13 protein-coding genes are annotated in these 15,554 nt (G+C 71.7%); 7 read left to right on the forward strand and 6 right to left on the reverse strand.

Annotation, left to right across the window (positions count from 1 at the left end):
* Positions 1 to 259: 259 nt before the first annotated feature.
* The gene (locus AXW62_RS05080; protein WP_060943431.1) at positions 260 to 1,858 is read right to left on the reverse strand and encodes an acyl-CoA mutase large subunit family protein; all 1,599 of its coding nucleotides are present in this window, start codon (positions 1,856 to 1,858) and stop codon (positions 260 to 262) included.
* 148 nt (positions 1,859 to 2,006) lie between these two features.
* Here AXW62_RS05080 and AXW62_RS05085 point away from each other — a divergent pair, with 148 nt between their 5' ends.
* The gene (locus AXW62_RS05085) at positions 2,007 to 2,921 is read left to right on the forward strand and encodes a L,D-transpeptidase family protein (protein WP_252368503.1); all 915 of its coding nucleotides are present in this window, start codon (positions 2,007 to 2,009) and stop codon (positions 2,919 to 2,921) included.
* A gap of 249 nt (positions 2,922 to 3,170) precedes the next feature.
* Here the strand turns inward: AXW62_RS05085 and AXW62_RS05090 are convergent, their stop codons facing one another.
* From AXW62_RS05090 to AXW62_RS05105, 4 genes are all read right to left on the reverse strand, one after another.
* Positions 3,171 to 4,355, reverse strand: coding sequence for a hypothetical protein (locus AXW62_RS05090; RefSeq protein WP_060943432.1), 1,185 nt, complete (start codon positions 4,353 to 4,355; stop codon positions 3,171 to 3,173).
* Positions 4,355 to 5,035, reverse strand: coding sequence for an RNA polymerase sigma factor (locus AXW62_RS05095; protein WP_060943433.1), 681 nt, complete (start codon positions 5,033 to 5,035; stop codon positions 4,355 to 4,357). Before AXW62_RS05095 ends, AXW62_RS05090 begins: the two co-directional genes overlap by 1 nt.
* A 59-nt stretch (positions 5,036 to 5,094) precedes the next feature.
* Positions 5,095 to 6,135, reverse strand: coding sequence for a DUF4328 domain-containing protein (locus AXW62_RS46605; protein WP_079115481.1), 1,041 nt, complete (start codon positions 6,133 to 6,135; stop codon positions 5,095 to 5,097).
* A 362-nt stretch (positions 6,136 to 6,497) separates the two neighbouring features.
* Positions 6,498 to 8,141, reverse strand: a complete 1,644-nt coding sequence (locus AXW62_RS05105) for a beta-N-acetylhexosaminidase (RefSeq protein ID WP_060943434.1) — start codon at positions 8,139 to 8,141, stop codon at positions 6,498 to 6,500.
* A 592-nt stretch (positions 8,142 to 8,733) separates the two neighbouring features.
* On the opposite strand from AXW62_RS05105, the gene AXW62_RS05110 reads away from it, so the two are divergent.
* The 6 genes from AXW62_RS05110 to AXW62_RS05135 all read left to right on the forward strand — a co-directional run bounded on the left by AXW62_RS05110 (position 8,734) and on the right by AXW62_RS05135 (position 14,511).
* Positions 8,734 to 9,291 (forward strand): 2-oxo-4-hydroxy-4-carboxy-5-ureidoimidazoline decarboxylase, encoded by a 558-nt coding sequence (locus AXW62_RS05110; protein WP_060943435.1) that lies wholly within the window; start codon positions 8,734 to 8,736, stop codon positions 9,289 to 9,291.
* A gap of 157 nt (positions 9,292 to 9,448) precedes the next feature.
* Positions 9,449 to 9,829 carry a succinate dehydrogenase, cytochrome b556 subunit gene (sdhC, locus tag AXW62_RS05115; RefSeq protein WP_037645798.1) on the forward strand — a complete coding sequence of 127 codons (381 nt, stop codon included), beginning with the start codon at positions 9,449 to 9,451 and terminating at the stop codon, positions 9,827 to 9,829.
* A gap of 5 nt (positions 9,830 to 9,834) precedes the next feature.
* A complete protein-coding gene (locus AXW62_RS05120) occupies positions 9,835 to 10,305 on the forward strand; it encodes a succinate dehydrogenase hydrophobic membrane anchor subunit (RefSeq protein ID WP_030828691.1) in 471 nt (156 codons plus the stop codon).
* A 24-nt stretch (positions 10,306 to 10,329) separates the two neighbouring features.
* Positions 10,330 to 12,084: a succinate dehydrogenase flavoprotein subunit gene (sdhA, locus tag AXW62_RS05125; RefSeq protein ID WP_060943436.1), complete on the forward strand. Its 1,755-nt coding sequence runs from the start codon at positions 10,330 to 10,332 to the stop codon at positions 12,082 to 12,084.
* Positions 12,084 to 12,857, forward strand: coding sequence for a succinate dehydrogenase iron-sulfur subunit (locus AXW62_RS05130; RefSeq protein WP_030828686.1), 774 nt, complete (start codon positions 12,084 to 12,086; stop codon positions 12,855 to 12,857). Before sdhA ends, AXW62_RS05130 begins: the two co-directional genes overlap by 1 nt.
* Before the next feature lie 253 nt (positions 12,858 to 13,110).
* Positions 13,111 to 14,511 (forward strand): VanZ family protein, encoded by a 1,401-nt coding sequence (locus AXW62_RS05135; RefSeq protein ID WP_079115482.1) that lies wholly within the window; start codon positions 13,111 to 13,113, stop codon positions 14,509 to 14,511.
* Between the two features lie 101 nt (positions 14,512 to 14,612).
* On the opposite strand, the gene AXW62_RS05140 is transcribed toward AXW62_RS05135, so the two are convergent.
* Positions 14,613 to 15,554 (reverse strand): metallophosphoesterase (locus tag AXW62_RS05140; protein ID WP_169808113.1); only part of this gene is annotated, 942 nt, incomplete at its 5' end.

Consider the following 15,554-nt stretch of genomic DNA (forward strand, 5'->3'; position numbering starts at 1 on the left):
GGGGTTGGGTGAGCAGCGGCGCCATCCGGGTCGCGAGCCCGGGGCAGGAGATCAGCTCATAGCCGGAGCGCCGCCCCGGCGGGTCGTGGCGGGCGAAGCGCCCGCCGACGACCGCGATCTGACGGGTGCAGACCGGGCAGGTGCGGCGGGGTGACGACGACATGGCTCCAGTGTCACCCAAACCCCTGACAACGGCCCGGATACGGCCCCGTCCGCCCGGCTGCCGACGGCTCTCTCAGAACGGCCGCCAACGGCTCCCTCAGAACGCGTCCACCGGCTGGTATGTCCCCCACACCTCCCGCAGCGCGTCACAGACCTCGCCGAGCGTGGCCCGCGCCGCGAGCGCGTCCTTCATCGGGTACAGGACATTGGCCGTGCCCGCCGTGCCCGGCTCGCTCCCGGCGGCCTTCCGCAGGGCCGACAGCGCCGCGCTCACCGCCGACCGGTCGCGCCCGGCGCGCAGCCGGGCCAGCCGGTCGCGCTGCCGCGCCTCGATCTCCGGGTCCACCCGCAGCGGTTCGTACGGCGCCTCCTCCTCCAGCTGGAAGCGGTTGACGCCGACCACCACCCGCGTCCCCGCGTCCGTCTCGTGGGCGATCCGGTAGGCGTTGCGCTCGATCTCCTCCTTCTGGAAGTTCCGCTCGATGGCGGCCACCGCGCCGCCCAGGTCCTCGACCCGCCGCAGCAGGCCGACGGCCGCCTCCTCGACGGCGTCGGTGAGCGACTCGACGGCATAGGAACCCGCGAAGGGGTCCACGGTCGCCGTCACATCGGTCTCGTGCGCCAGCACCTGCTGGGTGCGCAGCGCCAGCCGGGCCGAGGTCTCGGTGGGGAGGGCGATGGCCTCGTCGAAGGCGTTGGTGTGCAGGGACTGGGTGCCGCCGAGCACGGCGGCCAGGCCCTGGACCGCGACGCGCACGAGGTTCACCTCGGGCTGCTGGGCGGTGAGCTGGACCCCCGCGGTCTGGGTGTGGAACCGCAGCATCTGGGACCTCGGATCGCGGGCGCCGAACTCCTCCCGCATCACCCGCGCCCAGATCCGGCGCGCGGCACGGAACTTGGCGACCTCCTCCAGCAGCGTGGTGCGGGAGACGAAGAAGAAGGAGAGCCGGGGCGCGAAGTCGTCGATGTCCATGCCCGCCGCGATGGCCGTACGGACGTACTCGATGCCGTCGGCGAGGGTGAAGGCGATCTCCTGCGCGGGCGAGGCCCCGGCCTCGGCCATGTGGTAGCCGGAGATCGAGACGGTGTTCCACTTCGGCAGCTCGGCCCGGCAGTACTGGAAGGTGTCCGCGACCAGCCGCAGCGAGGGGCCGGGCGGAAAGATGTAGGTGCCGCGGGCGATGTACTCCTTGAGGATGTCGTTCTGGATGGTGCCGGTCAGCCGGCTCCCGGCCACGCCCTGCTCCTCGGCGACGAGCTGGTGGAGGAGCAGCAGCAGGGCCGCGGGCGCGTTGATGGTCATCGAGGTCGAGACCCGGTCCAGCGGGATGCCCGCCAGCAGCACCCGCATGTCCTCGATCGAGTCGATGGCCACGCCGACCCTGCCGACCTCGCCGTGCGCGAGGGGGGCGTCGGAGTCGTAGCCCATCTGGGTCGGCAGGTCGAAGGCCACCGACAGTCCGGTGGTGCCGTGCTCGATCAGCTGCCGGTAGCGGGCGTTGGACTCGGCGGCGGTGCCGAACCCCGCGTACTGGCGCATCGTCCAGGGGCGGCCGGTGTACATCGTCGGATAGACCCCGCGGGTGAAGGGGTACTCCCCCGGCTCGCCCAGCCGCCCGGCCGGATCCCAGCCGCTGAGCGCCCCGGGCCCGTACACCGGGTCGATGGGGAATCCCGACTCGGACTCACGCGCCATGGGTTCACCCCTCTGTGATGGCTGATGTGATGGCTGATACCGGGTCCTCTTCCGCTAGGGGGCCTCCTACACAGCATGCGTCGAGGTTCGCCCCGTGGCAGCCTCGGGAAGCATTCAGGGCAGAAGATCAGTGGAGTGGGGGGTTCAGATGCACCGGACAGCGGTGGTCGGCACGGCGCTGGCCACGGCCACGGCGGCGGCACTGGTCGCGGGGTGCCGGGCAGGGGAAGCGACCGTGGACGGCCGGGGGCAGGACGGGCCCCGGGCCCTGGCCAGTACGAGCGCACCCGCGCGGGAGACGCCCCGGCCGCATCGCACGTTCACCCACAAGCCCACGGCCAAGCCCAAGGCCACGCCCAAGGCCAAGGCCGTGGTGCACCCGCCGCGCGCCGCGACGCCGGCCGCCCCGCGGCGCACCGCGCCGAGGGTGGCCCCACCCGTCGTCCCCTTCGGCACCAGCGGGGACCGGGTGCGCGAGCTCCAGGCGCGGCTGCGCGCACTCGGCCTCTTCCAGCGCAACCCCACCGGCTACTTCGGCACCATCACCCAGGCGTCGGTCAGCGCCTACCAGCGGGGCCACGGTCTGACGGCCACCGGTTCGGTGGACCAGCGCACCTGGACCTCACTGCGCTCGGCGACCAGGACGCCCACCCGCGACGAGCTGTATCCGCCGACCACCCTTCCGCTGGCCAAGCCGGATCCGCGGTGCAAGACCGGCCGGGTGCTGTGCATCAGCAAGAGCAGCCGCACCCTGGCCTGGATGGTCAACGGCCGGGTGGTGTCGGCGATGGACGTGCGCTTCGGCTCGGAGTACACCCCGACCCGGGAGGGGCTGTTCCAGGTCAACTTCAAGAGCCGGGACCACGTATCGACGATCTATGACACCCCGATGCCGTACGCGATGTTCTTCAGCGGTGGTCAGGCGGTGCACTATTCGGCGGACTTCGCCGCCCGCGGCTACAGCGGCGCCTCGCACGGCTGTGTGAACGTCCGGGACAAGAAGAAGATCGCCGCGCTCTTCGACCAGGTGAAGGCGGGCGACAAGGTCGTGGTCTACAAGTAGCGCGGCCGGGGGCGCCTCCCCAGCGGTAGCGGGGCAGGCCGAAGCGCCCGAACGGGCACAAGGCGAAGCCGAGCGGAGAAGAGGAGCGGGAGCGGCGCGGGCAGAGCCGGGGGAACGTGCTCTGCCCGCGCCGGATGCGCGGAGCCGTCGGTACGGGGGGAACCTCGGCTCCCGCGCGGCCGATGACCAGTCGGCCCGTTTCTTACAGCGTCACCGCCCGCAAAAACGTCACACCTGAGTGCCGGAGCCTCAGCCGGCACTCGTTTCCGCGACGGTGGCCGGGTCACCCGAGGCAGGTGAACCCGTGGGCGCCGTGGGGTCCGTCGACGTCACGGAGTCGCCCGGCGTCGATGGCGTGGTGTCGCCCGGCGTACCGGTGGTGTCGTCGGCCGGAGGGGGCGGGGGCAGGGGGTCGGAGCCGCCGCCCCCGCCGTCATTTCCCGTATCGCCGCCGCCGTCCGCACCCGTGTCGCCGCCGCTGTTCCCGTTGCCGCCGTTCCCGTTCCCGTTCCCGTTGCCGCCGTTGCCGTTGCCGTTCGAACCGTTGTCGGTGCGCGGGGTGCCCGTACCGTCCGCGCCGAGGACCCGGCCGCAGTAGCCGTTGATCGCGGACATGCCGCCGGCCGCCCTGGCCAGCTTCTTCAGCGACTTCTTGTCGAGCTCCGCGCCCCCGCCCGACTCCGATGCCAGGTACTGGCGGCAGACGTCGAGCGCCCATGCCGGAACGCCCGGGATTCCCTTCGAGGAGCCGCCCGACGAGGGGTTGTCCGCCCTGCCGTGCTCGCCCTGGCCCGCGCCCGTGTCGTCGTCCGGGGCACCGGAGGAGGCGCTTCCGCCCTGATCGCCGCTCGCGCCCACGTCGCTGGCATCGTTGTCGCCCGAACCGCTGGGGGCGGGCGACGTCGACACACCGTCCTCCGAGATCTCCGGCCGGACCGACTCCCCGCCGGGGCCGGTCTCCGGCATGCTGGCCGAGGGGCCCGGCGTGTCATCGCCCTGGCCGAACGGCGTCGGCAGCACCCCCGCCGCCGCCGCGACCGCGAAACCGCTCAGCGCACACCCGGCCACCGCCGCGACCATGCCCGCGCGCAGCGGGCGGCGCAGCCGCGGCTGCCGCCGGCCCGGCCACCGGCCCCGATGGGGCCGCCGGGCGGCGTCCATCCCGGCCACGGCGTCCGCCTGGGCCTCGGCACGGGCGGCGCGGAAGGCGGCCACGGCCGCGTCCTCACCCGGAAGCGGGGACGCGCCGGAGGGGGCCGCCGGGCGGGCCGCGCCGACGACGGCGCTGAGCACGGCCGCCAACCGTTCCGCTTCGGCATATGACTGGCCGTCCCGGCCGCCCGGGGCTCCGGGCTGCCCCTCGACCGGTTCGCCGCGAAGCAACCGCTCCGCGGCACTGTCATCCAGCCAGCTGTAGCGGTGGTCTTCGGCCATCACATGTCCTTCTGCGTTGGCGCGCGTGAATCCGTCACACCAGCAGACTTCGCCACACTCGGCTTGGTTGCGCCGCCGCCCTGTGACTCACGCTGCCCCGGGACCCCGTCGAGCGCCGGATCGCCCCCGGTCACCGGCCCGATCAGATCGGCGAGCCGCCGCAGACCCCGGTGGGCCGCGGTGCGCACCGCACCCGGCCGTTTGCCCAGCACCGCGGCCGCGCTCTTGGCGTCGAGGCCGACGACCACCCGCAGCACCACCGCCTCGGCCTGGTCCTGCGGCAGCTGGGCGATCAGCCCGAGCGCCCGGCCGGTGCCGAGGGCCTCCATCGCCTCACCGGCCGTGTCCGCGTCGGACGCGCGGAACTCCAGCTCCGACTCATCGCCGCCGATCACCGGGCGGCGCCCGCGCATCCGTATGTGATCCAGTGCGCGGTTCCGGGCTATCCGGGCCGCCCAGCCGCGGAAGCGGTCGGCGTCCCCGCTGAACCGGTGCAGGTCGCGGGCGATCTGCAACCAGGCTTCGGAGGTGATGTCCTCCGCGTCCCCCTCACCGACCAGCGTGCGCACATAGCCGAGGAGACGAGGGTGCACGGACCGGTACACGGTCCGGAATGCGGTCTCGTCCCCGCTCTGCGCCGCGCTCACCGCGGCGGTCAGTTCCGCGTCGTCCCCCTGCACGCTCTCTTCCTGCCCCACTCGGAGAATCCGTGGTCCGGTCGATCCCGGCGTACCGCGGGCTAGCCCTGCCCGTAGGGCGGCGGCTGCTGCCCGGGCCGGCCGGGTGGCGGGGTCGGCGGGGTCGGCGGCATCTGGGGAGCACCGTACGGCGCGGACCCGGGTGCCGGGGCACCGTACGGCGCGGCCCCGGGGGACGGGACGCCGTACGGGTTCGGCGCGGGCATGCCGTACGGGGCCGGGCCGGCCAGCTGCGGCGGCAGCGAGGCGCGCCGCTCCTGCATCGCGGTGATCTGCCGGACCAGCAGCAGCGCGAGGACCGCCGCGGCGATGAGGACGACAGTGGCGAACACCTCCACCGCGAGGATGTCGCGCAGTTCCCCCAGGTTGCTCTTGGCTTCGGCGTAGCTCATCAGGTGGTCATCGGTCTTCGCCCGCAGGGCGTTGTAGCGGATCGTTCCGATGGCGTTGGCGACGGCGGCGACGATCCAGGTCACCCACCACGCGTTGAGCAGTCCCCGGCGGACCTCGTGCGGCCCGCTCGGGGAGCTGGCGCGCCAGATGTCGTTGGCGATCTGCTTGGGGAACCAGAGGTTGACGACGGGGGTGAACCACGCACCGGCCGCCCAACCGCTGCCGAAACGGTGCCGACCGGGCGCGAAGACCTCGGCGTTCAGCCGCAGCCGCCGGAACCAGATCGCCCAGACGACGGCGATCGCGACCATGATGAAGAAGTAGAGGACCGCCCCCGTCGTGTAGACGTCGTCCGCGTCCTCCAGGTCCTTGAGGGTCCGGTCGGTCGCCCAGCCGCTGTCGACCATGTCCGCGATGACGCCGTACTGGTCGCCCCGGCCCACCAGGACGAAGATCAGCGCCGGCAGCGCCACACCGAACAGCACGATGAGCGTGGTGGAAAGTCCGCGCCGCAGATCGACCCCGCCGGCCGGCATGCCCATCGGCGGGGCGGCCGGGTAGCCGCCGGGCGTCTGCGGCGTCTGGAGCGGGGCCGACGGCTGCTGGAGCTGCTGCTGGTAGGTTCCGCATGCGGCACAGCGACCGTCGGGGCCGACGGCGACAGCGCGGCAGTTCCCACACGGATACATGGTCTTGGAGTCCCCCTGGGAACGTGGCCCGCTCCAGGCCACGCGAGAAAATGAGCCTCTGCCCGCGCCCAGAGCGCGGACCTGCACGTTACGGGCATCCGACCGGTCAAGTCCAGAGCGGAACCGGCCCCGGGGCGCGGGGTGACGTCCCCGGTTTTCGCGCAAGGGGAGGTGTGACGCAATCGAGGCGTGCGACGCTGTAAGAAGTACGAGCCCTTCACGGGCTCTCCCTGGACGACGGTCGGGGCCTCTCCTGTGGGGGGTGGCGGCCCCGACCGTCCTTCTTCCTCCCGCGCCGCCCGGTCTCCGCTTCCGCCTCGCCCCCTTGCGTTTTCCCTGGTCAGGTGCGGTGCGAGCGGTTGTCAGACCCCGAGCCGCTCGGCGAGCCGGGTGAACTCCGACCAGCTCAGCGGCGGCTTCCCGGGATCCCACACCCGCTGGGCCAGCGCCGCGAGCGGCAGCCGGATGCCCTGGGCGACCTGCGCCGGGGTCTGGGCCTCGGGGTGGTCACCCCAGATCGCGAAACGGGCACCGAGCACCCGGTTCGGCCCGGTCAGGCTCTTGTCGGCGATGGGTGTGGAGCCGCGCAGGACCGCCGGGGACCACTCCTCGTAGATGCGCTCACCGGTCGGATAGGTGAAACCGCTGGGCTCGCCGAGCACGTAGTAGAGGTACGCGTCGTTGAGGTTGACCACCTTCCGGCCCTCCCGCAGATACTCCAGCGGCTGCCGGGCGGTCTCCTTCAGCCGTCCCGTCCAGTACTCGACCTCGATGTTCTTGTCGGGGTTGACGACGACGCCGGTGAAGAAGCCGTCGTTCCACGCCTTGGGCTGCTTGCCCAGCTGCCGCGCGAGCCGTGCCCGGTCGTTCAGCCAGCCGGTGACCAGGTCCTGCACCCGGGCGCTGGGGCCGTACTTCCGCTTCGCGGCGGCCGCCAGCCCCGGGAACGACGCCTGCGGATCCTTGACGGTGAGCGCGAGGTACTCATCGGCGCCCAGGTGCCACCACTTGCCGGGGAAGAGCGGGGCGTACTCGCGCATCAGCTGATCGACGATGCGGGCCGCGGCCGGCTTGGAGATGTCCACGGACCCCTGGAACGTGGTGCCGCCGGCGTTGCGCAGCTGGAGCTGCGGATGCGCCTTGATGACCGCGCCGAGGTGGCCCGGCGAGTCGATCTCGGGGATGACGGTGATGTGCAGCCGCTGTCCGAGCGCGACGATCTGCCGGACCTGGGCCTTGGTGAGGTGCTGGGGCGAGACGATCTCGGGGTGGGAGCTGCTCTGGATGCGGAAGCCCTGGTCGTCCGAGAAGTGCAGGGCCAGTTGGTTGAGCTTGAGATCGGCCATCTGACGCATCCGCGCCTCGATCCACCCGGCCGTGAAGAACTTGCGCGCGATGTCCAGGTTGAGGCCGCGCTGTGGGCGGCCGGGCCGGTCGTGGATCACGCCCTCGGGGAGCCGTCCGCCGGAGCGCAGGGCCTGTTTCACGGTGCGGGTGCCGTAGAAGACGCCCGCGTCGGCCGGACCGGTGATCCGCGCCCGGCCGTCGCCGACCGTCAGCGTGTACGCCTCACGGCCGCCGCTCTGCCCCCGGGCGAGGACGAGGGAGAGGTCACCGCGGCGGGCGGGGCCGGAGGCGGTACGGAGCCCCAGCTCCGCTGCGATCATGCGGGCCTCGTCACCGAGCGGGCCCCGCGGGTCGGCCACCACCCGGCTGCCGCTGCCGGGCCGCCAGCCGGGGCCCGAGGCCGGGGTGAAGTCGCGGACGGACGGGATGGTGCGGGGCGGTGCGGAGGCCGCGCCCCGGGGCGGGACGGCCGAGGGGGACCGGCCCGGGGAGGTGGTCGCGGATGTGGCGGTCGCGGTGTGCGCCGAGGGGCGGGCGCCGGACGGGTGCCGGCCGGTCTCCGTCTGACAGCCGAGGGATGTCAGGACGAGGGTGACGGCGGCGCCGGCGGCGAGACCGCGGACGCGGGCCGCCTTGGTCGCTCTGAGCGGCAGTCCCATGGCTGTGTCCCTCCTCTGCGCCTCCCCGTTTCGGGAGCGGTCCGGCGCCGTCCGGCGCCGTCAGGCGCTCGCGGGGTGGTTCTTCTCGCCGCGGTCGCACGCCTTGGGCGTATGCCCGCCACGTGCCCCTGCCGAGCCTTTCCCGGCGAACGCGTCCCGGCGAACGCGTCCCGGCGAACGCGTCCCGGCGAACGCGTCCCGGTGAGCCTTCCCGGCGACCGCGCCCGGGTGAACCTTGCCCGGACTACGTGTCCCGGGTGAACCTTGCCCGGCCCACCGCACCCCGGGTGAACCCTGGGCCCACGGGTCCCGGTGAACCTTGCCCGGCTCACGTGTTCCGTGGGCCTTCCCGTGACCGCGCCCCGGTGGCCGTTTCCCACGCGCATCGGTGACGGCGTTCCAGCGCATTTTCCGGCGAAAAACACACTCGTCCCGAATGCCGTCCATCACATGCAGCAAAACGTCCCCGTTCGGGTGATATCGCATCCCCTCCGCCACACCCGCCCCGGTAAGTCGTTAACGTGTACCGCCCACACGCCCCGCCACGTCTCCCGCGCCCCTCCCGGGCGTCCCTTCCCCGCGTGTCCCCCGCGTGTCCGAGGAGTCCACGCTGTCCAGGTCCAGGTTCCGCGCCACAGCCTCCCGCCTCGACCGGTTCAACCACGCCCCCGCCGGCGCGGCCGAGGCCGCGCTGCTCTCCTGTTGCGGCAGCCGCCGCTGGGCCCGGCTGATCGCGGCCCACCGCCCGTACCCCGATCTGGAGGCGCTGCTGGCCGCCGGGGACGAGGCCAGCTACGACCTCACCCCCGCCGATCTGGACGAGGCGCTCGCGGACGAGTCGGTCGTCGGCCATGAGCTGCCGCCCGCGGACAGTCTGGGGGCGCTCGCCGCCCACACCGCGCTCCAGGCCGCCCACGACGCCTATGAGCATCGTTTCGGTCACGTTTTCGTCATCTGCCTGGATGACCTGCGGCCCGAGGAACGGCTCGACCGGCTGCTCAGCGGAATCCGGGACCGGCTGGGCAACGAGCGGGAGGCGGAGCGGGACAACACCGCCGAGGAGCTGCGGCGCATCGCCCGCGGTCGGCTCGTCCGGCTGGCCTCGAGCCAGCCCTGTTTGCCGCGAATGCCGGGGTTCCGCATCGCATAGAGCGCCCGTACGCGTCCGATCGATCACACCTGAGCCCCCCGGGCGGCCGCACCGACACCGCGTCGGTACCATGGCCAGGGCCGGTGGACCGTACCCGGCCGGGCCCGACCGACCGCGAAGCCGGCAGGCCCCAATCCCGCTTCCGGAGGGTTTTTCCGTGCCGGCTGGAACGCTGTATCGCGGCCGGGAAGGCATGTGGTCCTGGGTGGCTCATCGAGTCACCGGCGTCCTCATCTTCTTCTTCCTGTTCGTACATGTGCTGGACACGTCGCTGGTCCGCGTCTCGCCCGAGGCGTACGACAAGGTCGTCGCGACGTACAAGAATCCCGTCGTAAACCTGATGGAGTACGGCCTGGTGGCCGCCATCCTGTTTCACGCCCTCAACGGCCTCCGCGTCATCGCCGTGGACTTCTGGTCCAAGGGGCCGAAGTACCAGCGCCAGATGCTCTGGGCCGTCGTCGGTATCTGGGTCGTGCTGATGGCCGGTGCCTTCTACCCGGTCCTCCAGCACACGCTGCGCGAACTGTTCGGGAGCTGACGCACATGTCCGCCGAGACCACCACCCCCGCGAGCGACTCGGTCACCGGGTACGACGTGGATCATCCGGCCCCGGTCATCGAGCCGCCGCGGGCCCGTACCCGCAAGACGCCCAGGTCGACCCGTACGAACTTCGAGATGTACGGCTGGCTCTTCATGCGCCTGTCCGGCGTCCTGCTGGTCGTCCTGGTCCTGGGCCACCTGCTGATCCAGCTGGTCCTGGACGGCGGCGTCACCAAGATCGGCTTCGCCTTCGTGGCCGGCCGCTGGGCCTCGCCGTTCTGGCAGACATGGGATCTGATCATGCTCTGGCTCGCCACGCTGCACGGCGCGAACGGCCTGCGCACGATCATCAACGACTACGCGGAGCGGGACAACACCCGCCTGTGGCTGAAGGCGCTGCTCTACACGGCGGCAGGATTCACCATCGTGCTCGGCACTCTGGTGATCTTCACCTTCGACCCGAACATCCGCTAGGCCCCGGGGCTGAGGTATCCACTCATGAAGATCCACAAGTACGACACCGTCATCGTCGGCGCCGGCGGGGCCGGAATGCGCGCGGCCATCGAGTCGACCAAGCGCAGCCGCACCGCGGTGCTCACCAAGCTCTACCCGACCCGCTCCCACACCGGCGCCGCGCAGGGCGGTATGGCCGCCGCGCTCGCCAACGTCGAGGAGGACAACTGGGAGTGGCACACCTTCGACACGATCAAGGGCGGTGACTACCTGGTCGACCAGGACGCCGCCGAGATCCTGGCGAAGGAGGCCATCGACTCGGTCCTCGACCTGGAGAAGATGGGCCTGCCGTTCAACCGGACCCCGGACGGCACGATCGACCAGCGCCGCTTCGGCGGCCACAGCCGTAACCACGGCGAGGCCCCGGTCCGCCGGTCCTGCTACGCCTCGGACCGCACCGGCCACATGATCCTCCAGACGCTGTACCAGAACTGCGTCAAGGAGGGTGTGGAGTTCTTCAACGAGTTCTACGTCCTGGACCTGCTGCTCACCGAGGTCGACGGGGTCAAGCGCACCGCCGGTGTGGTGGCCTACGAGCTGGCCACCGGTGAGCTGCACGTCTTCCAGGCGAAGGCGGTCGTCTTCGCCTCGGGCGGCTGCGGCAAGTTCTTCAAGGTGACCTCCAACGCGCACACCCTCACCGGTGACGGCCAGGCGGTCGCCTACCGGCGCGGGCTGCCGCTGGAGGACATGGAGTTCTTCCAGTTCCACCCGACCGGCATCTGGCGCATGGGCATCCTGCTGACGGAGGGCGCCCGCGGTGAGGGCGGCATCCTCCGCAACAAGGACGGCGAGCGCTTCATGGAGAAGTACGCGCCGGTCATGAAGGACCTGGCCTCCCGGGACGTGGTCTCCCGTTCCATCTACACGGAGATCCGCGAGGGCCGCGGCTGCGGGCCCGAGGGCGACCACGTCTACCTCGACCTGACCCACCTCCCGCCGGAGCAGCTGGACGCCAAGCTGCCCGACATCACCGAGTTCGCGCGGACGTACCTGGGCATCGAGCCGTACACGGACCCGATCCCGATCCAGCCGACCGCGCACTACACGATGGGCGGCATCCCGACCAACGTGCAGGGCGAGGTGCTGTCGGACAACGACACCGTCGTCCCGGGCCTGTACGCGGCCGGCGAGGTCGCCTGCGTCTCGGTGCACGGCGCCAACCGCCTGGGCACCAACTCGCTGCTCGACATCAACGTCTTCGGCCGCCGGGCGGGCATCGCCGCCGCGGAGTACGCCGCCAAGGCCGACTTCGTCGAGCTTCCGGAGGACCCGGCCGGGTTCGTCCGCGCCCAGGTGGAGAACCTGCGTGACGCCACCGGCACCGAGCGGGTCACCGAGGTCCGCAAGGCGCTGCAGGAGACCATGGACAAGAACGTCATGGTCTTCCGCACCGAGCAGACGCTCAAGGAGGCCGTCGAGGAGATCGGCCACCTGCGCGAGCGCTACAAGAACGTCAGCGTCCAGGACAAGGGCAAGCGGTTCAACACCGATCTGCTGGAGGCCATCGAGCTGGGCAACCTGCTCGACCTGGCCGAGGTCATGGCCGTCTCGGCGCTGGCCCGCAAGGAGTCGCGCGGCGGCCACTACCGCGAGGACTACCCGAACCGCGACGACGTCAACTTCATGCGGCACACCATGGCGTACCGAGAGGTGGGCGCGGACGGCTCCGAGTCCATCCGCCTCGACTACAAGCCGGTCGTGCAGACCCGCTACCAGCCGATGGAGCGTAAGTACTGATGAGCACCCCCACGCTTGAGAAGTCCGACCAGGCGCCCGAGGCGGCCGACGCCACCGCCTCGCACCTGATCACCGTCACCTTCCGGATCCGGCGCTTCAACCCGGAGGTCTCGGACCAGGCGGTCTGGGAGGACTTCCAGATCGACATCGATCCGAAGGAGCGCGTCCTCGACGGTCTCCACAAGATCAAGTGGGACCTGGACGGCACCCTGACTTTCCGCCGCTCCTGCGCCCACGGCATCTGCGGGTCCGACGCCATGCGGATCAACGGCCGCAACCGGCTGGCCTGCAAGACGCTGATCAAGGACATCAGCCCGGAGAAGCCCATCACGGTCGAGCCGATCAAGGGGCTCACGGTCCTCAAGGACCTGGTCGTGGACATGGAGCCGTTCTTCCAGGCGTACCGCGATGTGATGCCCTTCCTGATCACGACGGGCAATGAGCCGACGCGCGAGCGGCTGCAGTCCGCCGAGGACCGCGAGCGGTTCGACGACACCACCAAGTGCATCCTGTGCGCCGCGTGCACCTCGTCGTGCCCGGTGTTCTGGAACGACGGCCAGTACTTCGGCCCGGCGGCGATCGTCAACGCGCACCGCTTCATCTTCGACTCCCGTGACGAGGGCGGTGAGCAGCGGCTGGAGATCCTGAACGACAAGGACGGCGTCTGGCGCTGCCGCACCACCTTCAACTGCACCGAGGCGTGCCCGCGGGGCATCGAGGTCACCAAGGCCATCCAGGAGGTCAAGCGCGCGCTGATCACGCGCCGCTTCTGAGCCGAGCCACGGAGCCTGGGCACGAGGGCCCCGCTTCCCGGACATCCGGGCAGCGGGGCCCTCGTCGTGGGGCTTCGCCCTCGTCGTGGGGCACGCACGGCTCGGCATGGCTCGGCACGGCTCGGAACGGCTCCTTGCGCAGCTCGGCACGGCTGGGCGCGGCACGGCTCGGCACGGCTCTGCTGCACCTCAGCACCGGTTCTACACACGAGCTATACATGCCGTGTATACACATGGCGTATAGTCATGTGTCATGGCCACTGCGTACGTTCTGCCGATCAAGACGGCCGCCGCTCTCTTCCCGCTGCTGGCACTGGTGTTGCTGCTGCCGACGGCTGTCGTCCTCTACCGCCGTCACGGCGTGATGTCCCCAGGGCGGACGCTGTCGCTCTACGGCTTCCTCTACTACCTGCTCACCGCCTACTGCATGACGATCGTGCCGCTGCCGAAGCAGACCGCCGACATGTGCAAGCGGTTCGCGCTGGTGGCCCATCCGCAGTTGACCCCGGGCAACACGTTCGGCGACATCTGGAAGGAGGCGCACCACAAGATCGGGCTCAACCCGCTCGTCCTCCACAACCCCGCCGTCGCCGGAACCGTCTTCAACCTGCTGCTGCTTCTGCCGCTCGGCGTCTTCCTGCGCTACCACTTCGGGCGTTCGCTGCGCGCCACCGCCGGGATCGGCCTCGCGGTCTCGCTGTCCTTCGAGCTGACGCAGTGGACCGGGATATGGGGCCTCTACGACTGCCCGTACCGCCTCTTCGACGTGGACGACCTGATCGTCAACACCTCGGGGGCATTGATCGGCTGGCTGCTGGCCGGACCGGTCGCACGGATGCTGCCCACGCTGGAGGCGCTGGACGGACGGGCGCTGGCGGCGCGCCCGGTGCCGTTCGGACGGCGGCTGACGGCGCTCGTTGTCGATCTGGCCGGATGTGTCGTCGTGTCGGTATTCGCCACCGTCGTGATGACCGCGCAAGGCGGAACGGCCCCGGCATGGCTGCCCGTCGCGATCTTCGTGGCGTGGTTCGTCCTGCTGCCGCTGGCGAGCGGCGCTACGCCCGGAAAGCGGCTGTTGCTGCTGCGGCTGGAAGCGGAGGACGGCGGCCCGCTCGTGGCCTGGCGGCTGATCCTGCGGGCGCTGCTGCTCGCGGTGTGGGTGATGCCGTTCCTGTCGGGATTGTTCCTGGCCACGCTGACCCTGCTCAACGAGCCGTGGCGCTACCAGCAGATCGCCACCATCCGCGAATCAGGCGCGCAGGGCATGGAGTCGGTCCTCTACACCCTCGGCAACGTCGAGCTGCTGGCGGTGATGGCCGGGCTCGCGCTGACGGCCACCTGCGCGTGGAAGACCCTGCGCCACCCGCACCGGCTCGCCCCGCACGACCGCGTCTCGGGGATCCGCAACGCCACGCTGCCGCACGCCCGTGCCGTACGAGCCGCTGGCGTACCGGCCACGGGCGGACCGGCCGCCGACGTACCGGCCGCTGGCGTACCGGCCGCTGGCGGCCAGGCCACCGACCGGTCCGCTCCGGTCGCGGGGGAGCCGGGGGAGCCGGAGGAGCCGGTCGCGGGGGAGCGGGCGGCGGGCGGCCCGTCAGCGGGCGCCCCGGAGCCGGTGAGGCGGGACGCGGAGGCGCGGGCACGGTTCTGAGGGCCAGTCCGAGGGCCGGGGATGCGCGGGCACTCACGCGCGGGGCTGAGACCGGACAGGCGGGCACTCAGGCGCGGGGCTGAGACCGGACAGGCGGGCACTCAGGCGCGGGTCGAGGCGAGCTCCACCACGGTGACGTCCGGCGGCGCCCCGACCCGTACCGGCGGTCCCCAGGCGCCCGCACCACGGGTCACATAGAGCTGGGTGTCGCCGTACCGCTCGAGACCGGCGGCGGTGGGGTTGGCGAGCTCCGCCACGTAGGTGCCGGGCCACAGCTGACCGCCGTGGGTGTGGCCGGACAGCTGGAGGTCGACGCCCGCCTTCACCGCTTCGTGGATCATCACCGGCTGGTGGGCGAGCAGCACGGAGGCGCGCGAGGGGTCGCGGTCGCCGAGCGCCTTGCCGTAGTCGGGGCCGTGGCCCTCGTCCTCGCCCGAGATGTCGTTCACCCCGGCGAGATCGAAGCCCGCCAGCTCGGTGCGCTCGTTCTCCAGGGGCCGCAACCCCAGCTCGCGCACGTGGTCCACCCACTGGTCCGCGCCGGAGTAGTACTCGTGGTTGCCGGTGACGAAGTAGCTGCCGTGGCGGGCCCTCAGCCCGCGCAACGGCTCGGCGGCCGGGCCGAGGTCCGCCACACTGCCGTCCACCAGGTCGCCGACGACGGCGACGAGATCGGGGCTGGTGCGGTTGATCGTCTCCACGATCCGCTGGGTATGGGCGCGGCCCAGGATCGGCCCGAGGTGGATGTCACTGACGACGGCGATCCGGAAGCCGTGCGCCCGGCGCGGCAGCTTGGCGAGCGGTACGGTGATCCGCTTCAGCCGCGGCCCGCGCAGTACGGAGTACGTCCCGTAACCGACCGTTCCGGCGGCCACGGCGGTGGCCCCGGCGGCCACGGTCCGCGCGATGAAGAGCCGCCGGGAGTGCCCGCGCGCAGGCTCCGCGGGGCCCGCGAGAGCCACCGAGCCACCGGCCGACTCCGCAGCCGACCCCATGGCCGACCCCGCAGCCGACCCCACGGGGCTGCCGCCCGGGACCCCGCC

The sequence above is a fragment of the Streptomyces hygroscopicus subsp. hygroscopicus genome, assembly GCF_001553455.1.
Taxonomy (GTDB): Bacteria; Actinomycetota; Actinomycetes; order Streptomycetales; family Streptomycetaceae; genus Streptomyces; species Streptomyces hygroscopicus.

Coding starts and splice junctions, on each gene's coding strand:
- AXW62_RS05080 (WP_060943431.1), bottom strand. CDS start 1,858: ATGGCGCGTGAGTCCGAGTCGGGATTCCCCATCGACCCGGTGTACGGG.
- AXW62_RS05130 (WP_030828686.1), top strand. CDS start 12,084: ATGAGCACCCCCACGCTTGAGAAGTCCGACCAGGCGCCCGAGGCGGCC.
- AXW62_RS05120 (WP_030828691.1), top strand. CDS start 9,835: ATGTCCGCCGAGACCACCACCCCCGCGAGCGACTCGGTCACCGGGTAC.
- AXW62_RS05090 (WP_060943432.1), bottom strand. CDS start 4,355: ATGGCCGAAGACCACCGCTACAGCTGGCTGGATGACAGTGCCGCGGAG.
- AXW62_RS05135 (WP_079115482.1), top strand. CDS start 13,111: ATGGCCACTGCGTACGTTCTGCCGATCAAGACGGCCGCCGCTCTCTTC.
- sdhA (WP_060943436.1), top strand. CDS start 10,330: ATGAAGATCCACAAGTACGACACCGTCATCGTCGGCGCCGGCGGGGCC.
- AXW62_RS05085 (WP_252368503.1), top strand. CDS start 2,007: ATGCACCGGACAGCGGTGGTCGGCACGGCGCTGGCCACGGCCACGGCG.
- AXW62_RS46605 (WP_079115481.1), bottom strand. CDS start 6,135: ATGTATCCGTGTGGGAACTGCCGCGCTGTCGCCGTCGGCCCCGACGGT.
- AXW62_RS05105 (WP_060943434.1), bottom strand. CDS start 8,141: ATGGGACTGCCGCTCAGAGCGACCAAGGCGGCCCGCGTCCGCGGTCTC.